Consider the following 15,391-nt stretch of genomic DNA (forward strand, 5'->3'; position numbering starts at 1 on the left):
CCAGCACTTGATCACTGCGGTGCGGGGAGGCACGCATGGGGTGGGTGACGGCCGGGGACTACGAGGTGGCCCTGGACGACGGGAAGGTGGTCTGCCGCAACGCGGCGGGGCGGCGGCTGAAGTCCGTGCCGGCGAAGCTGGCGGACGATCCGGCCGTCCTGGGGCTGCGGCAGCTCGCCGAGTGGCTGGAGCGGCACGAACGGCAGTGCCTGGCCGACGTGGAGCGGTGGATGATCCGCTCGCTGCCGGTGCCGTCGGCCGTTCTGACCCGGGTCTGGCCGGACCCCGCCTGGCGGGCGGCGCTGCGGGACCTGGTCGTCACGGGCGCCGACGGCGAGGTGGCCGGATTCCTGCGGGACGCCGACGCCGAGCGCGGGCTCGGCCTGGTCGACCTCGACGGCGACACCGTGCGCATCACCCCCGAGCTGGTGCGGCTGCCGCACCCGGTGCTGCTCGAAGACCTCGCGGAGTTGCGGGAGTTCGCCGTGGAGCTGGGCGTCGAGCAGCGGGCGCAGCAGCTGTTCCGGGAGGTCTGGCACCGCCCGGCGACGCTGGACGCGCAGGGCACCCAGGTCGAGGAGTACGCGGGCGGGGTCTTCAAGGAACTGCGGTTCCTGCACGGCAGGGCCACCCAGCTGGGGTACCGCGTGCGCGGCGGATACGCGGTGTGCTCGGTGCTGGAGGCGGGCCGCGGGGTGGAGGCCCGGGTCTGGGTCGGTGACTTCGACGGCTACTACGAGACCGAGACCGGCCCGCTGGCGTGGACGGATCCGGCGGGCCGGGCGCTGAAGCTGGGTCAGGTCGGCCCGGTCGCCTGGTCGGAGGGCATGCGGATGGCGGCGGCGCTGTACGCGGGACGGGACGTCGAGGACGAGGAGCGGGCGGCATGAGCACGTACGACGACACCACCACGGCCGCGTTGCTCGACGCCGGCGCGATCCTGCCCGCGGGCACGACCCGGCGCGAGGACGCCGACGTCCTGACCGCCCGCACGTACACCCATCCCGCGCTGGACGACCGCGCGGTGGTGCGGCTGGTGCCGGGCACCCTCGGCGAGGCCGAGGACCTGGCCCTGGAGTTCCTCGGGCTGGCCCGGGAGCCGGAGGCGCCCGAGGTGGGCCAGGTGCGCCGGGAGACCCTCGGCTTCCCGGCCTGGGCGCTGGTCCACGACCCCGCCAACGGCCATCACGCCCTCGCCCTCGTCAAGGACGTGGAGCGGCTGGCCCGGCAGGCCAAGTCCAAGCCGGGCAACGCGAAGGAGGGCTTCGAGGCGCTCGGCGAGCGCCTGGGCCGTGCGGTCCCGCACTTCCTGCCCACGTTCTACGAGCAGGCCGCGCGGGTCTTCCTCCAGCACGAGAACACCACCTACGCGGCCGCCTTCTTCGGCAAGGCCCGGGAGGCGGAGCGGGTGCACGCCCTCGCGGTGGACGAGGAGCGGCAGCGGGCGGTGTTCCTGGAGTTCGCGTTCGCCGGGGCGCTCACCGTGAAGGCCCTCAAGGAGTACGTGCGGGACCTGGCCCGGCGGCTCGAACCGGCCGTCGCCTGGGCCCAGTTCCGGCAGCTGACGGTGGAGCGCTGCGCGGCCGGGATGCCGCCGTACGCCTCGCTGCCGCAGGACGCGCGGGGGCTGATCAGGGCGGCCGGGCTGGACCGGGTCACCGAGGAGTGCGCGCTCGTCGCCGACCTGCTGGTGTCCCCGGCCGCCGTGCGGGCGCCCGCCTCGTTCTGGAACGCCTACCGCGCCGTGCTGCCGGTCCTGGCGGAGCGGCGGCCCGAGATCCGGGTACGGCTGCTGGAGATCATGCCGGCCGGGCTGGGCGGCGAGGTGGCGGACGACGAGTTCTGGCTGGCGCTGCTCGCGGAGTGCGGGGCCGACCTGCTGCTCACCGAGGAGGGCGGGGAAGCCGACGCGGCGGACTGGCTGACCCGGTGGGCGCAGCACCGCAAGCACGGGGCGGCGTACGCGCACCGCTCCCCGGCGACACTGGCGCTGGTCGAGCGGATGGCGCCGCGACTGCGTGCGGCCGGCCGGCCCGTCGACCTGTTCACCGGGCGCTGGCGGGCCGGCGCCGACCTCGATCTGCTGGACCTGTGCGTGGCGGAGGGCATCGCGCTGACCGTGCCCGACGCCGGCGAGGAGGTGTACCTGCCGCTCGGCTTCTGGCTGGGCGACGAGCGGCCCGGCCGGCGCGACCTGAAGGCCGTCGCGGCCGAACCCGGGCTTCGCCTGTTGCTGGCCGGGGCCGTCGAGGGGCTCAGCCGCGGCCAGGGCAAGGACCTGGCCAAGGCCGCCGCGCATCCGGTGCTCGGCGGCATACTGCGCCAGTGGCTGCACGAGGCCACCGCGGAGTTCGCCTCCTCGGCCGGACTGCCGGCCGTCGAGACCAGGCTGGAGCGACTGCGCCCCTTCCGGACCGTGATGCAGGAGAGCCCGCCCGCCGTCCGCCTGCTCACCGGGTACGACATCGTCCCGGTCCTCGGCCGCACGCTGCGCGCCGGCATCCTGGACGAGCTGGGCTGGTCCGCCCTGGACGAGGCGCTGGAGCTGCTGGACGCCGAGATCCGCAAGGACCGGGACAACTCCCTGGCGGTGACCGAGGCCTGGCCCGCGCTGATCCTGGCGCGCGGGCACCGGGCGGTCGTGGTCGGGCCCGAGGGGGTGCTGCTCACCCACGAACTGCGGCTGCCCACCGACCTGGACCGCTGGCAGCGGCCCCGGTTCCGGTACGCCGACGGCGAGTTGCTGGTGCTGTGGCGCGACGGCTCGAAGCAGTACGGCTACTGGTCGAACCGCCCGGCCGACGTGTTCCCGGTCGGCGGCGAGCAGCTCCCCGGCTGGTGGTCCGGCATGGACGCGGCCAACGCGTCGATCCCGCTGCCCGGAGGCGGCCGGGCGACGGGCGGCCGGACCCTGCACGCCGGGGACACCGTCCTGCCGCCGGGCCGCCCGGTGATCGGCGACGGCGTCACCTACTGGCGCCAGGGCCGGCAGGGCCGGCAGTCGGTGTGGCTGGAATACGACCCGGCGACCGGCGAGCACGGCCGGGCCTCGCTGCCCGCGCTGCTGGCGTCCGCAGTCCGGGAGGACGCCTCGCTGCGACACGGCTCCTGCGAGGTGCTGCCGCTGCAACCCGGCCTCGAGCACAGCCCGTTCGGCACCGACGGCACGGTGCTCGGGCGGTGGGTGCGCACCCAGGGCGAGGGCGCCGAGGCCCGCACGACCGCCGGTACGCCGGACGGGCGAACGGCGACCCTGCGCGCGGGGCGCGACGGCCGGGTGCCGTTGGGGGCGCTGCGACTGCCGGGCGGGGCGGAGCCGATCGCCGCGCAGACGTACCAGAGCGTCTCCCTGCACGCGGACGACGGCACCGAGCTGGGCCGGGTGTCCTTCGGGGAGTCCGGCGGGGCGTACGCGGCCGGGAGCCGGCTGGTGCCGCCGGTCCCGTTCTGGCACGCGCTGCGTCCCCGCGACGAACGCGGCTCCGCCGTGCTGCGCGCCCTGTCCGACGACTCGGCGGGCGAGCTGATGCGGACGACGGCGACCGCACTGGCCGAACGGCAGGAGGCGCTGACCCGGGCCGGCCAGGACGAGAAGGCCAGGGCCGCGGTGCCCGCCGCCGACGAGGTCGCCCTGACCGCGGTGGCGGCGGCACTGCCCGAACTGACCGACCGGCGGCTGCTGACCGGGGTCGCCTCCCTCGTCCGAACGGCACTGCGGGCCCGCGAGACGGCCACGAAGCTCGCCACGCCGCCGCAGGAGGTGGCGAGGCAGCCGCGGCAGCGGACCGAGGGCATGTTCGCCGACTACAGCCCCGAGCACGGCGGGGACCGCGCGCTGCACGACGCCGCCGCCGGACTCGTGACCCTGCAGAACGCGTGGTACGCCGGTTTCGCCACGCTGCGCCAGATCCGCTCGGTGAACCACGTGCTGTCCGGGAAGCCCGCCGACGGCACACCGCTCGCGCACCGCGACCGGCACGCCGTCGGGGACGGCTGGCGGAGCGACGAGCACACCGTCCCCCGCATCGGCGCGGTGTGGCCGCCGGTCCTGGGCGCCCTGCGGCCGCTCGCCTACCGGGCCGCCTCGCCCGCGCTCTCCGACGTCCAGCGCGAGCCGCTGCTCCTGCTGTTCGAGGCGCTGACCGAGGGGCCGCTCGCCGGGCTCGGGACCACACTGCGCGAGGTCGTGCTGGGCGAACCGCACGACGAGCAGCAGCGGGCGGGCCAGGTGCTGCGCCGGGACGGCCGTACGGTGGTCGTGCTCGGCTGCCAGAGCGTGGACCCGCAGCTGGGCCGGGTCGAGTGGCTGGCCCTCGACCACGACCCGTCCGGGGTGTTCGGCGCCGTGGGTCACTTCACCCTGGTCGAGGAGACCCGGTACACCACCGGGATAGCGGCTGTGCGGCTCGCCGAACTCACCCGGCTGGTCCGGGACAAGGGCTCCGCGCCCTGGCGGCCAGAGGCTCCGGGGGAACTGGTGGCCGCGACGGACGGCGGCCTCGGGCCCCTCCAGGCCACCGTGCTGGTGGCCGGCCAGCCGCAGGCGCCCGCCGCCGAGGAGCTCGCCGTCATCGGCCTCAAGCCCCGGCAACGGGCCTTCGGCGCCGAACTGCTCAACTCGCTGGGCCAGGACGAACAGCGGGCATTGCTCGGCGCACTGCTTCCCGAGGACCCCGCCGAACTGTGGACGACCGGCCCGTCCACGGCTGTCGCGGGCCGGCTGTGGGCCGAGCGGCTCGGCACCCTGGTCCGCCTGCCGGAGGACCTCAGCACCGGTCTCGCCGGTATGGGAATCGCTCACGCGGAGACCGTGCTCAACCCCTCGCGGGTACCCTGGCTGGCCCGCACCACGGTGTTCCGGCCCGGCGCGGACGGCGACCTGACGCCCGCCGACCCGTCGGCGGTGCCCAGCTCGTACGCGCTGACGGGAGCCGTGGAGAGCCTGGCGGCGCTCGCGTACGTGCTGCCGTACGGACATCCGCTGCGGGCCGGGCTGCCGGCCGGGCTGGCCGCGCTGCGCCGTCGCCTGTCCGACCCCGAGCTGCTGCTCGACCTGGGCCTGGACTGGACCGAGAAGGGCGGGCCGGCCTCCGTGCAGCTGCGCAAGGTCTACGGCCTGCCCGAGACCGGCGGCGGCGACGCGCACGGGGTGACGCGGGCCGGCGAGGCGCTGGTGCTGCGCCCCTGGTACGCGCAGACGGAGCACGTACAGCTCCGGCCGGCCGCGCTGAGCGGCCCGGACGACGCCGTCCTCGGGCTCCTGGAGGGCCTGGTCGGCGCCGGGCGCGGGTCCGGCCTGCGGGCCGTCCGCATGCTCCTCGGCGGCGAACTCGCCCGTGCCGTCGCGGCGGAGGGGACCGCGGGACACCCGCAGGACCCCACGGTCAGTGTGCCCGCGCTGGTGGCCGAGGTCGCCGCGGCCCACGGCCTGGGCGAGGACGCGGCGGCGCTCTACCTCCAACTGCTGGCGCTGCCCGACCCGACCGACCGCAACTGCGTGCGCTGGAGCGGCTGGCGGCCCGCGCGGGCGAAGAAGGCACGGGCCGAGCTCGCGACGACCGATCTGGTGGTCGAGGCGAAGCGGCCCCGCGCCGGCCGCACCCTGTTCCTGCCCTGCGGCTGGCGTGACCTCAGAGCCCCGGCCCTGCCGGTGGAGACCTGGAAGGAGGCCCTCTACCCGGTCTCCGACGGCCACCGCACCCTGCCGCTGGTCCCGGTGCCGGAGCTGTTCGCCCACGCCTGGGAACGCGTACGGGCCGGGGACGCGCCCGCGTACGAGCAGCTGACGACCCGGGCGCCCCGCAGAGGCCGCCGCCGATGACCACGATCCGCTCCACCGCCGAGGACGCCCCGCAGATGACCGCCACCACCGCTCCCCTCCGCCAGATCGTCCCGCCCGAGGACCGGTACGCCACCGAACTGGCCTTCCTCGCCGCGTACGACTCCGGGCCGCGCCCGCCCGCGTGGCGGCTCACGCCCCGGGCCGTCGTCACCTTCGTCATGGGCAGCGACGGCCGGGCGCTGCAGCTGCCCGACGACGCCGAGGTGCCGCAGGGGGTGCCGCGCCGACTGGTCGTGGCGGACAAGTTCGTCGGCGACCGCGCCCTCGTCGAACGTTGTGTGGTGACCCTCGCCGGTGAGCGGGGGCTGCTGCTGGTCGGCGAGCCGGGCACCGCCAAGTCGATGCTGTCCGAGCTGCTGTCGGCCGCGGTGTGCGGCACCAGCGGTCTGGTCGTGCAGGGCACCGCGGGCACGACCGAGGACCAGCTCAAGTACGGCTGGAACTACGCCCTGCTGCTCGCGCAGGGGCCCAGCAGGCAAGCCCTCGTCCCGTCCCCGGTGCTCACCGCGATGTCCAGGGGTGCCGTCGCGCGCGTGGAGGAGGTCACGCGGTGTCTGCCGGAAGTCCAGGACTCCCTGGTGTCGTTGCTGTCCGAACGGCGCATCGCGATACCCGAACTCGCCGGCACGGAGGACGCGTTGGCGCACGCGGCACCGGGCTTCACCCTCATCGCCACGGCCAACCTGCGGGACCGGGGCGTCTCGGAGATGTCGGCCGCGCTCAAGCGGCGCTTCAACTTCGAGACCGTGGGCCCCATCCCGGACCTGGACGCCGAGACCGCGCTGGTGCGCGGTCAGGCCAAGGCGTCCGTGGAGCGGGCCGGGGCACCCTTCCAGGTCGACGACGCGGTCCTGGAGGCCCTGGTCACCGCGTTCCGTGACCTGCGCGAGGGACGGTCGGCCGAGGGGTGGGAGGTGGAACGCCCGTCCACGGTGATGAGCACGGCGGAGGCGGTGTCGGTGGCGGGCGCGCTGGCCCTGGCCGCGGCCTACTTCCCCGGCGACCGGGACGTCCTCGGCCTGCTGCCGGGTCATCTCCTGGGCGTCGTGCGCAAGGACGACCCCGCCGACGCGGCCCGGCTGCGCGGCTACTGGGACGGCCCGGTCCGACGACGCGCGGAACAGGGCTCGGCGACCTGGCGCACCCTGTGGGACCTGCGCACGGTCCTGGAGGCGTGACGCCGTGTCCGAATCGCCCGAGGACGTCGCGTCCGGCTCACACGAGGACGTCGTGCCCGGCTCACACGAGGACATCGTGCCCGGCTCACACGAGGACATCGTGCCCGGCTCACACGAGGACGTCATGTCCGGCTCCCCGGAAAGGGCCCTCGCGGCCCTCACCGATCCCGCGGGGCCCTACCTGATCGGTGTACGGCACCACGCGCCGTCGCTGGCCGCGGCCGTACCGGCGCTGCTGGGCGACGCGAAGCCGGACGTCCTGCTCGTGGAGCTGCCCGCCGAGTTGCAGGACTGGCTGCACTGGCTCGCCCACGAGGAGACCCGGGCCCCGGTGGCGCTCGCCGCGGCACCGGCCGACGGCAGCGGCGGCCCGGCCTTCTACCCGTTCGCGGACTTCTCTCCGGAGCTGGTGGCGGTGCGGTGGGCCGCGCGGAACGCGGTACCGGTGGTGGCCTGCGACCTTCCGCTGGCGGACCGCGGTTGGCTGGGAGGGGGGTCCGCGGCGGCGCAGGGGCCGGGGGGCCTGTCGGCCGCCCTGCGTTCGAGGCTCACGGGCCGCGCGGGGGACGACCTCTGGGACCGGCTGGTGGAGACGTCCGCGCCCGGTTCGACACCGGAGGCACTGCGCAGGGCGGCGCTGCTGACGGGGTGGGCGCTGCGCGCGGAGTCGGCCGTGTCGGAGGTGGACCTGCGGCGGGAGGAGTGGATGCGCGCACGGCTGGCGGAGGCGACGAAGGACGGCGAGCGGGCAGCTCTGGTGGTCGGCGCCTTCCATACTCCGGCACTTGCGTGCCCCCGAAGGGGCGCGGGGAACGGCGCGACCAGCCCCCACTCACCCGCACGCGAATGGACCACCTCTCTCATCCCCTACACCTACGCCCTCCTGGACGAACGCTCCGGCTACCCCGCCGGTATCCGCGACCCGGAGTGGCAGCACATGGTCCTCCGAGCGGGCGGTGAACCGGCCCTGCTGGAGGACGCGTTGACCCGCGCCGCGGTCCAGATCTGCGCCGCCCTCCGCGACCAGGGCCACCCCTCGGGCCCAGCGGACGCGAGAGAGATCACCCGTCTTGCCGGAGACCTCGCCCGCCTGCGCAACCTCCCCGCCGCGGGCCGCGGCGAGCTGGTCGAGGCGGTCCAGACGGTGCTGGCCCAGGGCGAACCGTACGGCCGGGGCCGAGCCGTCGCGCGAGCGATGGAGGCGATACTGATCGGCGACCGCGCCGGCCGCCCCGCGCCCGCCGCGCCGCGCAGCGGCCTCGTCCCGGCGGTGGAGGCCGAGATCGACGTCCTCGGTCTGCCCGGCCCGGCCGACGGCGCCCCCGGATCACCCCGGGACCTCCGCCTCGACCCGCTCCGCTCGGACCTCGACCGCCGCCGTGAACTGCTCCTGCGCCGAATGACGTTGTGCTCCGTGCCGTACGCCGAGCAACGGTCGGTGACCGGTACCGGCGGCGCCGACGCCCTGACCTCCCGCTGGGAGGTCCGCTGGACGCCGGCCACTGCCGCGATGCTGGCCGCCGCCGGGACCCGCGGGGTCACCCTCGCCCAGGCCGCCGAGGGCCTGTTGCGCGAGCGCGCCCGCACGGAGCGGGACGCCGGCGGGCCCACGGCGGCACAGGTGCTGGACGGTCTGGAGCAGGCGGCGCACTGCGGTCTTCCCGGCCTCGTGGCGGAGCGGCTCGGTGACACCGCCGACGTGCTGCCCGGCTCCGGTACCCTCCCCGAACTCCTCACCGGGCTGGCCCTGCTGGACCGGCTGCGGACCGGCCACGTCGCCGGTCTCGACGCGGACCGGGACCGTGCGGAAAGGGCCGCCGCGGTGGCCGACCTGCTGACCGCCGCGGCGGTGCGCCAGGTGGACGGACTCACCGGTTCCGAGGATCCGGCCGACGCCCACGCCCTGCTCGAACTCGCGCAGCGCGCCGACGCGTTCGGCGGCGTCCGGCTCACCGATGCGCTGGCCCGGCTGGCCGCCGACGGTTCCCCGTTGATGCGGGGCGCCGCCGGGGCCGTCCGGGTACTGCTCGGCCAGGAGGAGCCGCAGGCGTTCGGCGGTCGGGTCGCCTCCTGGGTCGACGGCGCGGTCGACACCGGCTCCCGGGCCGCGCTCACCGCCCGGTTGACAGGGCTGCTGACGGCGGCCGGGCGGCTGCTGGAGGCGGCGGCACCGACTTTGGAGCCCCTGGTCGACCGGGTGTCCCAGCTGTCCGACCGGGACTTCCTCGACCGGCTTCCGGCGCTGCGCGGCGGTTTTGACACCCTGAGCCCGGCCGACCGGGAGCGCCTGCTGAGCGGTGTGGAGGAGCGCCTCGGCACCGACCGCGTCGCCGACACCGGGGCGCTCGATCCCGTCGCCCTGGCCACCTGGACCCGCGCTGACCTCGCGGCCCGCGACACCCTGCGGGTGCTCGGCCTGCTCCCCTCGCCCCGGGGTCACGCGGAGCCGGCGGCCGACGGCTCCACCACCCCCCTGGTCACGGCGGACCACCGGCTGTCTCCCGCCGATCGCTGGCGCCTGCTCCTGGGCCGCCGAACCGATCGACTTGCCCCGTCGGCCGGGGCGCTGGCCACCGCACTCGACGAGCTGTACGGCAACGGGCGCGGGGAGGGCAGCCGGGGTGGGCTCGGCGGCGGGGGCGGTGGGCGTGAGGCGCCGTATCCCAGGGTGCGGGAGTGGTCGCAGGAGCTGGCGGCGCTGTTCGGGCCCGGCATCAGGGAGGAGGTGCTGGCCGCGGCCGCGGCGACGGGACGTCAGGACGTGCTGGCCGAGCTGGATCCGGACACCGTGCGGCCCTCCGTGGACCTGCTCCGCTCCGTGCTGCGGCATGCCGGCGGGCTGCCCGAGGCCCGGCTCGCGGCACTGCGTCCGCTGGTGCGGCGGCTGGTGGACGCGCTGACCCAGGAACTGGCGACGCGCCTGCGCCCGGCGTTGCACGGCACCGCCCTGCCGCGTCCCAGCCGGCGCCCAGGCGGGGGCCTCGACCTGCCGCGCACCCTGCGCGCCAACCTGGCCACCGCCCGCCGGGCCCCGGACGGCACGGTCCGGGTGATCCCGGAGCACCCCGTGTTCAGGACCCGGGCCCGACGGGCCGCCGACTGGCGGCTGATCCTGGTCACCGATGTGTCGGGGTCCATGGAGGCCTCGACGGTCTGGGCCGCGCTCACCGCCTCGGTGCTGGCCGGTGTGCCGACGCTGTCCACCCACTTCCTGGCGTTCTCCACGGAGGTCGTCGACCTCACCGACCATGTCGCCGACCCGCTGTCGCTGCTGCTGGAGGTCAGCGTCGGCGGCGGCACCCACATCGCGGCCGGTCTGCGGCACGCGCGGGAGCTGGTGACGGTGCCGTCCCGCACGCTCGTGGTCGTGGTCAGCGACTTCGAGGAGGGCCATCCGGTCGGTGGACTGCTCGCGGAGGTGCGGGCGCTGGTCGGCGCGGGCTGTCAGGTGCTGGGGTGCGCGAGCCTCGACGACTCGGGCCGTCCGCGCTACTCCACCGGGGTCGCGGGGCAGCTGGTCGCCGCGGGGATGCCGGTGGCCGCTCTCAGCCCGCTCGAACTCGCCCGCTGGGTAGGGGAGAAGATCGCATGACTACCGAACTGCCTGCGGTGGCGCCGGTCGTGACCGCGGAACTGGTCGCGGCCCTTTCGCCCCGGCTGCGCAAGCGGCTGGACGCGGGCGTCGCCAAGCTGGCGGGCCGCCCCGTGGTCCGGGACGGCGACACCGTGCGCATCACCGTCGACGACGAGGGCTCCGTGCTCGAACTGCACGCACCGGGTGGTGTCGTGACCGACGCGGCGGCCGTGCGTTGCGGCTGTCTGCTGGCCCCGGACTGCCTGCACCGGGCGGCGGCGGCCTCCGCGGCACCGGTGGGCGATGCGGCCGGGCCCGTGGAGACGTCGGCCGACGAGTCCGGTGGGAGACAGGCATCCGGGCCGACCGCTTCGGAGGCTCCCGATCCGGCTCCCGATCCGGCTCCCGATCCGGCTCCCGATCCGGCTCCCGATCCTGTCCCGGAAGACTTCGCCCTGGAAGAAGCCGCCACCCCGTCTCAACTCACCGCCGTCCAGGCCCTTCTCTCCGCCGCCGCTGCCGTGCTCGACGCCGGTACGGACGGTTCCGGTGCCGTGGTGCAGGCGGAGTTGTTGCGTGCCGCCCACACCGCGCGGCTCGCCGGTCTGCCTCGGGCGGCCTCGGCCGCGGTCTTCGTGGTCACCGCGTTGCGCGCCGCGCGGGCGGCCGACCCGGCGTTTCGGCTCGCCGACCTGGTCACCGCCCTGTCGGAGACCCTGTACGTGGCCCACCGGGTGCCGTCCGCGACCGGCGCGGAACTGACGGAACTGCGCGGCACCGTACGCCTGCCGTACACCCCGGAAGGTTCGCTGCGCCTGTTCGGCCTGTTCTCCGAACCGGTGCTGACCGCGAGCGGTTACGCCGGGGCCGTGACCTGGACCGCGGACGCCGAGGGCCGGCTGTGCAGCGTCTCGGACGTGGCACCGGGCGGCGCGGGGCGGGCGGTGGGCGCCGCCGACCGTACCGTGCGGGTCGGTGACACGGCGTTGACGCACCGCGCGTTGTCACGGGCGGGACTCGCGGTCTCCGGGGCGACCCTGTCACCGACCGGTCGGCTGGGCACGGGCAAGGGGGTTCGGGCCGTGCGTGCGTCCGGCGTGGGCTGGCGGGCCGAGCCGCTGGACCGGTTGTGGGCGGTACCGGTGGCCGAGCAGGTCGGGCACGCCCTCGGCGGCGGGCACGATCTGCTGTTCCTGGAGGTGACACTGGTCGGTCCGGTGCGGGAGAGCACGGGTGACTGTCTGCTGGCGGACTGCGGCGGGGTGCCGCTGCGGCTGACGGTGGCACACGACCATCCGGCGCTCCCGTACCGCGACAACCTGCGGTTGCTGGCCGCCGCCCGCGGCAGCCGGCTCCGGGTGATCGCACGGCTCGCACCGGCTCCGCACGCCCGCGCCCAGTTGCTCGCGTGCGAACACCCCACGCTCGCCGGACAGCGGGTCGACCTGGGTCTTGACCGGCTCCAACAGGCGGACGTGCCCGCTCCGGTACCGGCCGGCACCGCGTCCCCGCCCGAGGAGGCGCCCCTCCATCTGCTGCGCCGCAGGGTCGAGCAGGCGGCCTCGGGAGGCCGGCGCGTGCTGGCCTTCCCCGGGAACTCCGCGGCGGACTCCCGCCGTCTGCGGCGGCACGGGCTCGCCACGGCCGGCGACGTCCTCGACGAACTGCTCGCATCGGCGGCGGAACGCTCGCGTGATGTCTTCGGCCGCCTGCTTCCGGCGGACACCGGCCGCTTCGGGCGGACCTGGCTCGCCGCGGCGCGCTACACCGACGAGGTGGAGCGTGTGCTGTGCGCCGCCGCCTGGGGCGGTTGACCGGGCGCTGCGACCGGCCACGGACCGCCGCTCCCCCGTGCCGACGGCCCGCTCGACCGGAGTCGCCGCTCCGGCGTCGGCGTCGCCGTCGGCGACCGTAGGAGGGGTCAGGTTCCGGACCGCACCGGCCGGAAGTCCGACAGGAGGCCGGTGATCACCACGACGGAGACGAGCGCGCCGGAGGCGGCCCGGCCCAGCCAGACCGGCCAGGCGCCGTCGCCGTCGGTGTGGAAGCTCACCAGGTCGCCGCCCGTCATGTCGTCCGCGATGCGCAGGCTGCCGGTCCTGACGTCCTGTACTCCGTCGTCCGTTCCCTCGTCGAAGCAGCGGCGGAACGCGTCGGCCAGTGTCTTCCAGGCGGTGGCGTCGGCGAAGGCGCCCTGGGCCGCGTCGGTCGGGAAGCCGTAGGCCTGCCGGTCCGGCAACAGCCGGGGATCCTCCTTCTCACCCAGCCCCAACTCCCAGGTGGCCGCGGGCACTTCGGAGATCAGCAGCCGTACCAGGGGTTCTTCCGTCACCGGGAAGCGTTCGCCGTCGTACTCTCCCTCACCGACGAGCACGGCCGTCTGGAGGGGGTACTCGCCGGGCGGGATCCGCTCGGTGAGTTCCCTGGGGACGCCCTGGTACAGGGGATCGGCGACCACCAGCCGACCGCTGGGCACCCGGACCGTGTGGATGTCCTCGACCCGGTCGACGGTCAGCTCGCCCCAGTTGTCGGTGTCGAACCGGTTGCCCGGCCGGAGGAGTTCCTGGACGTCGAACTCCGGGTGGTACGGCCGGGGCGGACGCCACAGGGCGGCCGGCGGTGCCTGTCCTTCCCCGGACGCGGCCGGTTCGGGCTCCACGGCGTCGTACCGGTCGTGCTGATCGCCGGACTCGTCGACGCCGAAGGCCTCCCGGGGTATCCACCACTGTGCCTCCGGCAGGTCGGACCGCCCGCGCCGGGCGGGACCGGCCGCACCCCGTTCCTCGACGATGTGCTCGGCGCGGCCGCCGGGGGTCAGGATCAGCGTGGTCCGCCAGGCGTCACGGGCCCGGTCCGGCTGGTCCGGCGAGGCGTATCGCCGCTCCACGACCTGCCGTACGAACAGGCGGTCGGGTTCGAGCAGCCGCAGGTCGAACTCGCGGGTGCGGCGCCCCGACTCGTCGTACATCCAGTGCCCGACATGGTGGTCGGCCCAGGCGACGAGGTACACCGAGACGGGCTCGGCGCGGCCCGGTTCCCGGTGGATCACCACGTACGGCTCCCCCGCGTCGTCCCGCAGCCGGGCCGCCGCCGCCGACAACGGCCGGTACGCGCGACGCGTCTCGGCGTCCCAGCCCTGCGCGTACGAGATGTCCACCGTGCTCATGTCCCCCACCTGATCCGCCCCGGTCCGCCCGCACGGCCGCGACCGCGCTGAAGGAAATCGGCCTCGAACCGCCTTGGAAAAACCGTACCGACCACCACTGACAACCGGCGCGGGCGGCGGATCTGCGCGACGCGCGGGCGGCGGATCTGCGCGACGGGGGTCACCGGGAATAGCCTGGAGGAGCGGCACCGGGACGGACGGGGCCTCCCGATGCCTTCCCTATGCCGAGGGGGACGTGGACGAGGGAGGCCGAGAGCCATGCCCTGGAATCTGAACGGCACCTACCTGGAGAGCTGCAACTGCGACACGGTGTGCCCCTGCACCACCTCGGGCCTCACCGCCCCGGCCGACCACGAGCGCTGCCAGGTGACCTTCGCGTTCCACGTGGACCGCGGGAACGTGGACGGTGTGGACGTCGCCGACCGCAGTGTGGCCGTCTTCATCGACGCGCCGCGGGTGATGGCCGAGGGCGGCTGGCAGGTGGCGCTGTACCTCGACGCCGCGGCCGACGAGGCTCAGGCGGAGGCGCTGGGCAAGGTCTTCTCCGGTCGGGCCGGCGGCCCGATGGCGGCGCTCACTCCGCTGATCGGCGAGGTCCTCGGCGTGGAGCGGGCGCCCATCGACTACCGCGACGACGGCCGCCGCCACGCCGCGCGGGTGGGTGACGTCATCGACATCGAGATCGAGGACCAGGTCGCCCCGCAGTTCGGCGAGGACGGGCCGGTCATGGGGCTGACCGGCGTCTTCCACCCGGTGAGCAGCACGCTGACCGTCGCCCGGTCCACCCGGGCCACGGGTGACGGCGTGTTCGGCCGCTCCTGGGACTTCTCCGGCGGGAACGGACACTCGGCGCCCTTCACGTGGTCCGCGTGACCGGCCGGCCGGCCGCCGTCCGCCCGAGGGCGAGCCCCGCCGCACTGCTGCTGGTCGCCGCGGCGGCCGCCTGGCTCTGGATGGTGGCCCGCTGGGGCGGCGGGCCGGCGATGCCCGGCACCATGGGTCTGGGCCTGCCCGCGTTCCTGGCCGTGTGGACGCTGATGACGGCCGCCATGATGCTGCCCGCCACGGCTCCCGTCGCCGCGCTGTACGCACGCACCGTCGCCGGGTACCGGGCACCGCGGATGGCCGTCTTCACGATCGCCTACCTGCTCGTCTGGGCCGCGGCCGGACTGCCGGCGTACGGGCTGGCCGCCGGCCTGGGCCGGGCGGCCGCGCTTCCCGCCGTGGCGGGGACGGCGGTGGCCGCGGCCGTGTTCGCGGTCAACGGCGTCTACCAGCTCACGCCGCTCAAGGACCGCTGCCTGGCGAAGTGCCGGTCGCCGGTCGGGCTGATGCTGCGCTACGCCTCGTACCCGGGGCGCTCACGCGATCTGCGTGCCGGAGTCCATCACGGGGCGTTCTGCCTGGGCTGCTGCTGGTCGCTGATGGTGCTGCTGGCGGCGTTCGGCGCGATGAACCTGTGGGCCATGGCGGTGCTCACCGCTGTGATCACCGCTGAGAAGCTGGCTCCGGCAGGCCACCTGGTGGCCCGTGCCGTGGGCATCGCCTCGCTCGCCCTGTCCGGCGCCGTGTTCTGGGTTCCGGCCCTGGCTCCGGGCCTCACCGGTGGCGGTACGGCCGGGATGTAGGAC

8 protein-coding genes are annotated in these 15,391 nt (G+C 75.4%); 7 read left to right on the top strand and 1 reads right to left on the bottom strand.

What is annotated here, in order from left to right:
• Nucleotides 1-35: 35 nt before the first annotated feature.
• From AB0958_RS00830 to AB0958_RS00850, 5 genes are all read left to right on the top strand, one after another.
• The gene (locus AB0958_RS00830) at nt 36-890 is read left to right on the top strand and encodes a DUF4132 domain-containing protein (protein ID WP_366888113.1); all 855 of its coding nucleotides are present in this window, start codon (nt 36-38) and stop codon (nt 888-890) included.
• The gene (locus AB0958_RS00835; protein ID WP_366888114.1) at nt 887-5,821 is read left to right on the top strand and encodes a hypothetical protein; all 4,935 of its coding nucleotides are present in this window, start codon (nt 887-889) and stop codon (nt 5,819-5,821) included. The genes AB0958_RS00830 and AB0958_RS00835 overlap by 4 nt, the downstream gene beginning before the upstream one ends.
• Before the next feature lie 35 nt (nt 5,822-5,856).
• Nucleotides 5,857-7,020 carry an AAA family ATPase gene (locus AB0958_RS00840; protein ID WP_366888174.1) on the top strand — a complete coding sequence of 388 codons (1,164 nt, stop codon included), beginning with the start codon at nt 5,857-5,859 and terminating at the stop codon, nt 7,018-7,020.
• Between the two features lie 124 nt (nt 7,021-7,144).
• Complete coding sequence (locus AB0958_RS00845; RefSeq protein WP_366888175.1) at nt 7,145-10,612, top strand: DUF5682 family protein; 3,468 nt, start codon at nt 7,145-7,147, stop codon at nt 10,610-10,612.
• Nucleotides 10,609-12,408: a hypothetical protein gene (locus AB0958_RS00850; RefSeq protein WP_366888115.1), complete on the top strand. Its 1,800-nt coding sequence runs from the start codon at nt 10,609-10,611 to the stop codon at nt 12,406-12,408. Before AB0958_RS00845 ends, AB0958_RS00850 begins: the two co-directional genes overlap by 4 nt.
• Before the next feature lie 107 nt (nt 12,409-12,515).
• Here the strand turns inward: AB0958_RS00850 and AB0958_RS00855 are convergent, their stop codons facing one another.
• Nucleotides 12,516-13,760 (bottom strand): DUF4241 domain-containing protein, encoded by a 1,245-nt coding sequence (locus AB0958_RS00855; RefSeq protein ID WP_366888117.1) that lies wholly within the window; start codon nt 13,758-13,760, stop codon nt 12,516-12,518.
• Nucleotides 13,761-14,018: 258 nt separating this feature from the next.
• On the opposite strand from AB0958_RS00855, the gene AB0958_RS00860 reads away from it, so the two are divergent.
• Together AB0958_RS00860 and AB0958_RS00865 are read left to right on the top strand one after the other, a co-directional pair.
• The gene (locus AB0958_RS00860) at nt 14,019-14,633 is read left to right on the top strand and encodes a DUF1326 domain-containing protein (RefSeq protein ID WP_366888119.1); all 615 of its coding nucleotides are present in this window, start codon (nt 14,019-14,021) and stop codon (nt 14,631-14,633) included.
• Entirely contained in the window at nt 14,630-15,388 is a 759-nt protein-coding gene (locus AB0958_RS00865) for a DUF2182 domain-containing protein (RefSeq protein ID WP_366888120.1), read from the top strand. Before AB0958_RS00860 ends, AB0958_RS00865 begins: the two co-directional genes overlap by 4 nt.
• Nucleotides 15,389-15,391: the final 3 nt, after the last annotated feature.

It is taken from the genome of Streptomyces sp. NPDC006655 (genome assembly GCF_040703965.1).
Lineage (GTDB): Bacteria > Actinomycetota > Actinomycetes > Streptomycetales > Streptomycetaceae > Streptomyces.

What these genes read in the sequence shown, in the direction of transcription:
- AB0958_RS00830 (WP_366888113.1), top strand. Translation starts at nt 36, where the DNA reads ATGGGGTGGGTGACGGCCGGGGACTACGAGGTGGCCCTGGACGACGGG.
- AB0958_RS00835 (WP_366888114.1), top strand. Translation starts at nt 887, where the DNA reads ATGAGCACGTACGACGACACCACCACGGCCGCGTTGCTCGACGCCGGC.
- AB0958_RS00840 (WP_366888174.1), top strand. Translation starts at nt 5,857, where the DNA reads ATGACCGCCACCACCGCTCCCCTCCGCCAGATCGTCCCGCCCGAGGAC.
- AB0958_RS00845 (WP_366888175.1), top strand. Translation starts at nt 7,145, where the DNA reads ATGTCCGGCTCCCCGGAAAGGGCCCTCGCGGCCCTCACCGATCCCGCG.
- AB0958_RS00850 (WP_366888115.1), top strand. Translation starts at nt 10,609, where the DNA reads ATGACTACCGAACTGCCTGCGGTGGCGCCGGTCGTGACCGCGGAACTG.
- AB0958_RS00855 (WP_366888117.1), bottom strand. Translation starts at nt 13,760, where the DNA reads ATGAGCACGGTGGACATCTCGTACGCGCAGGGCTGGGACGCCGAGACG.
- AB0958_RS00860 (WP_366888119.1), top strand. Translation starts at nt 14,019, where the DNA reads ATGCCCTGGAATCTGAACGGCACCTACCTGGAGAGCTGCAACTGCGAC.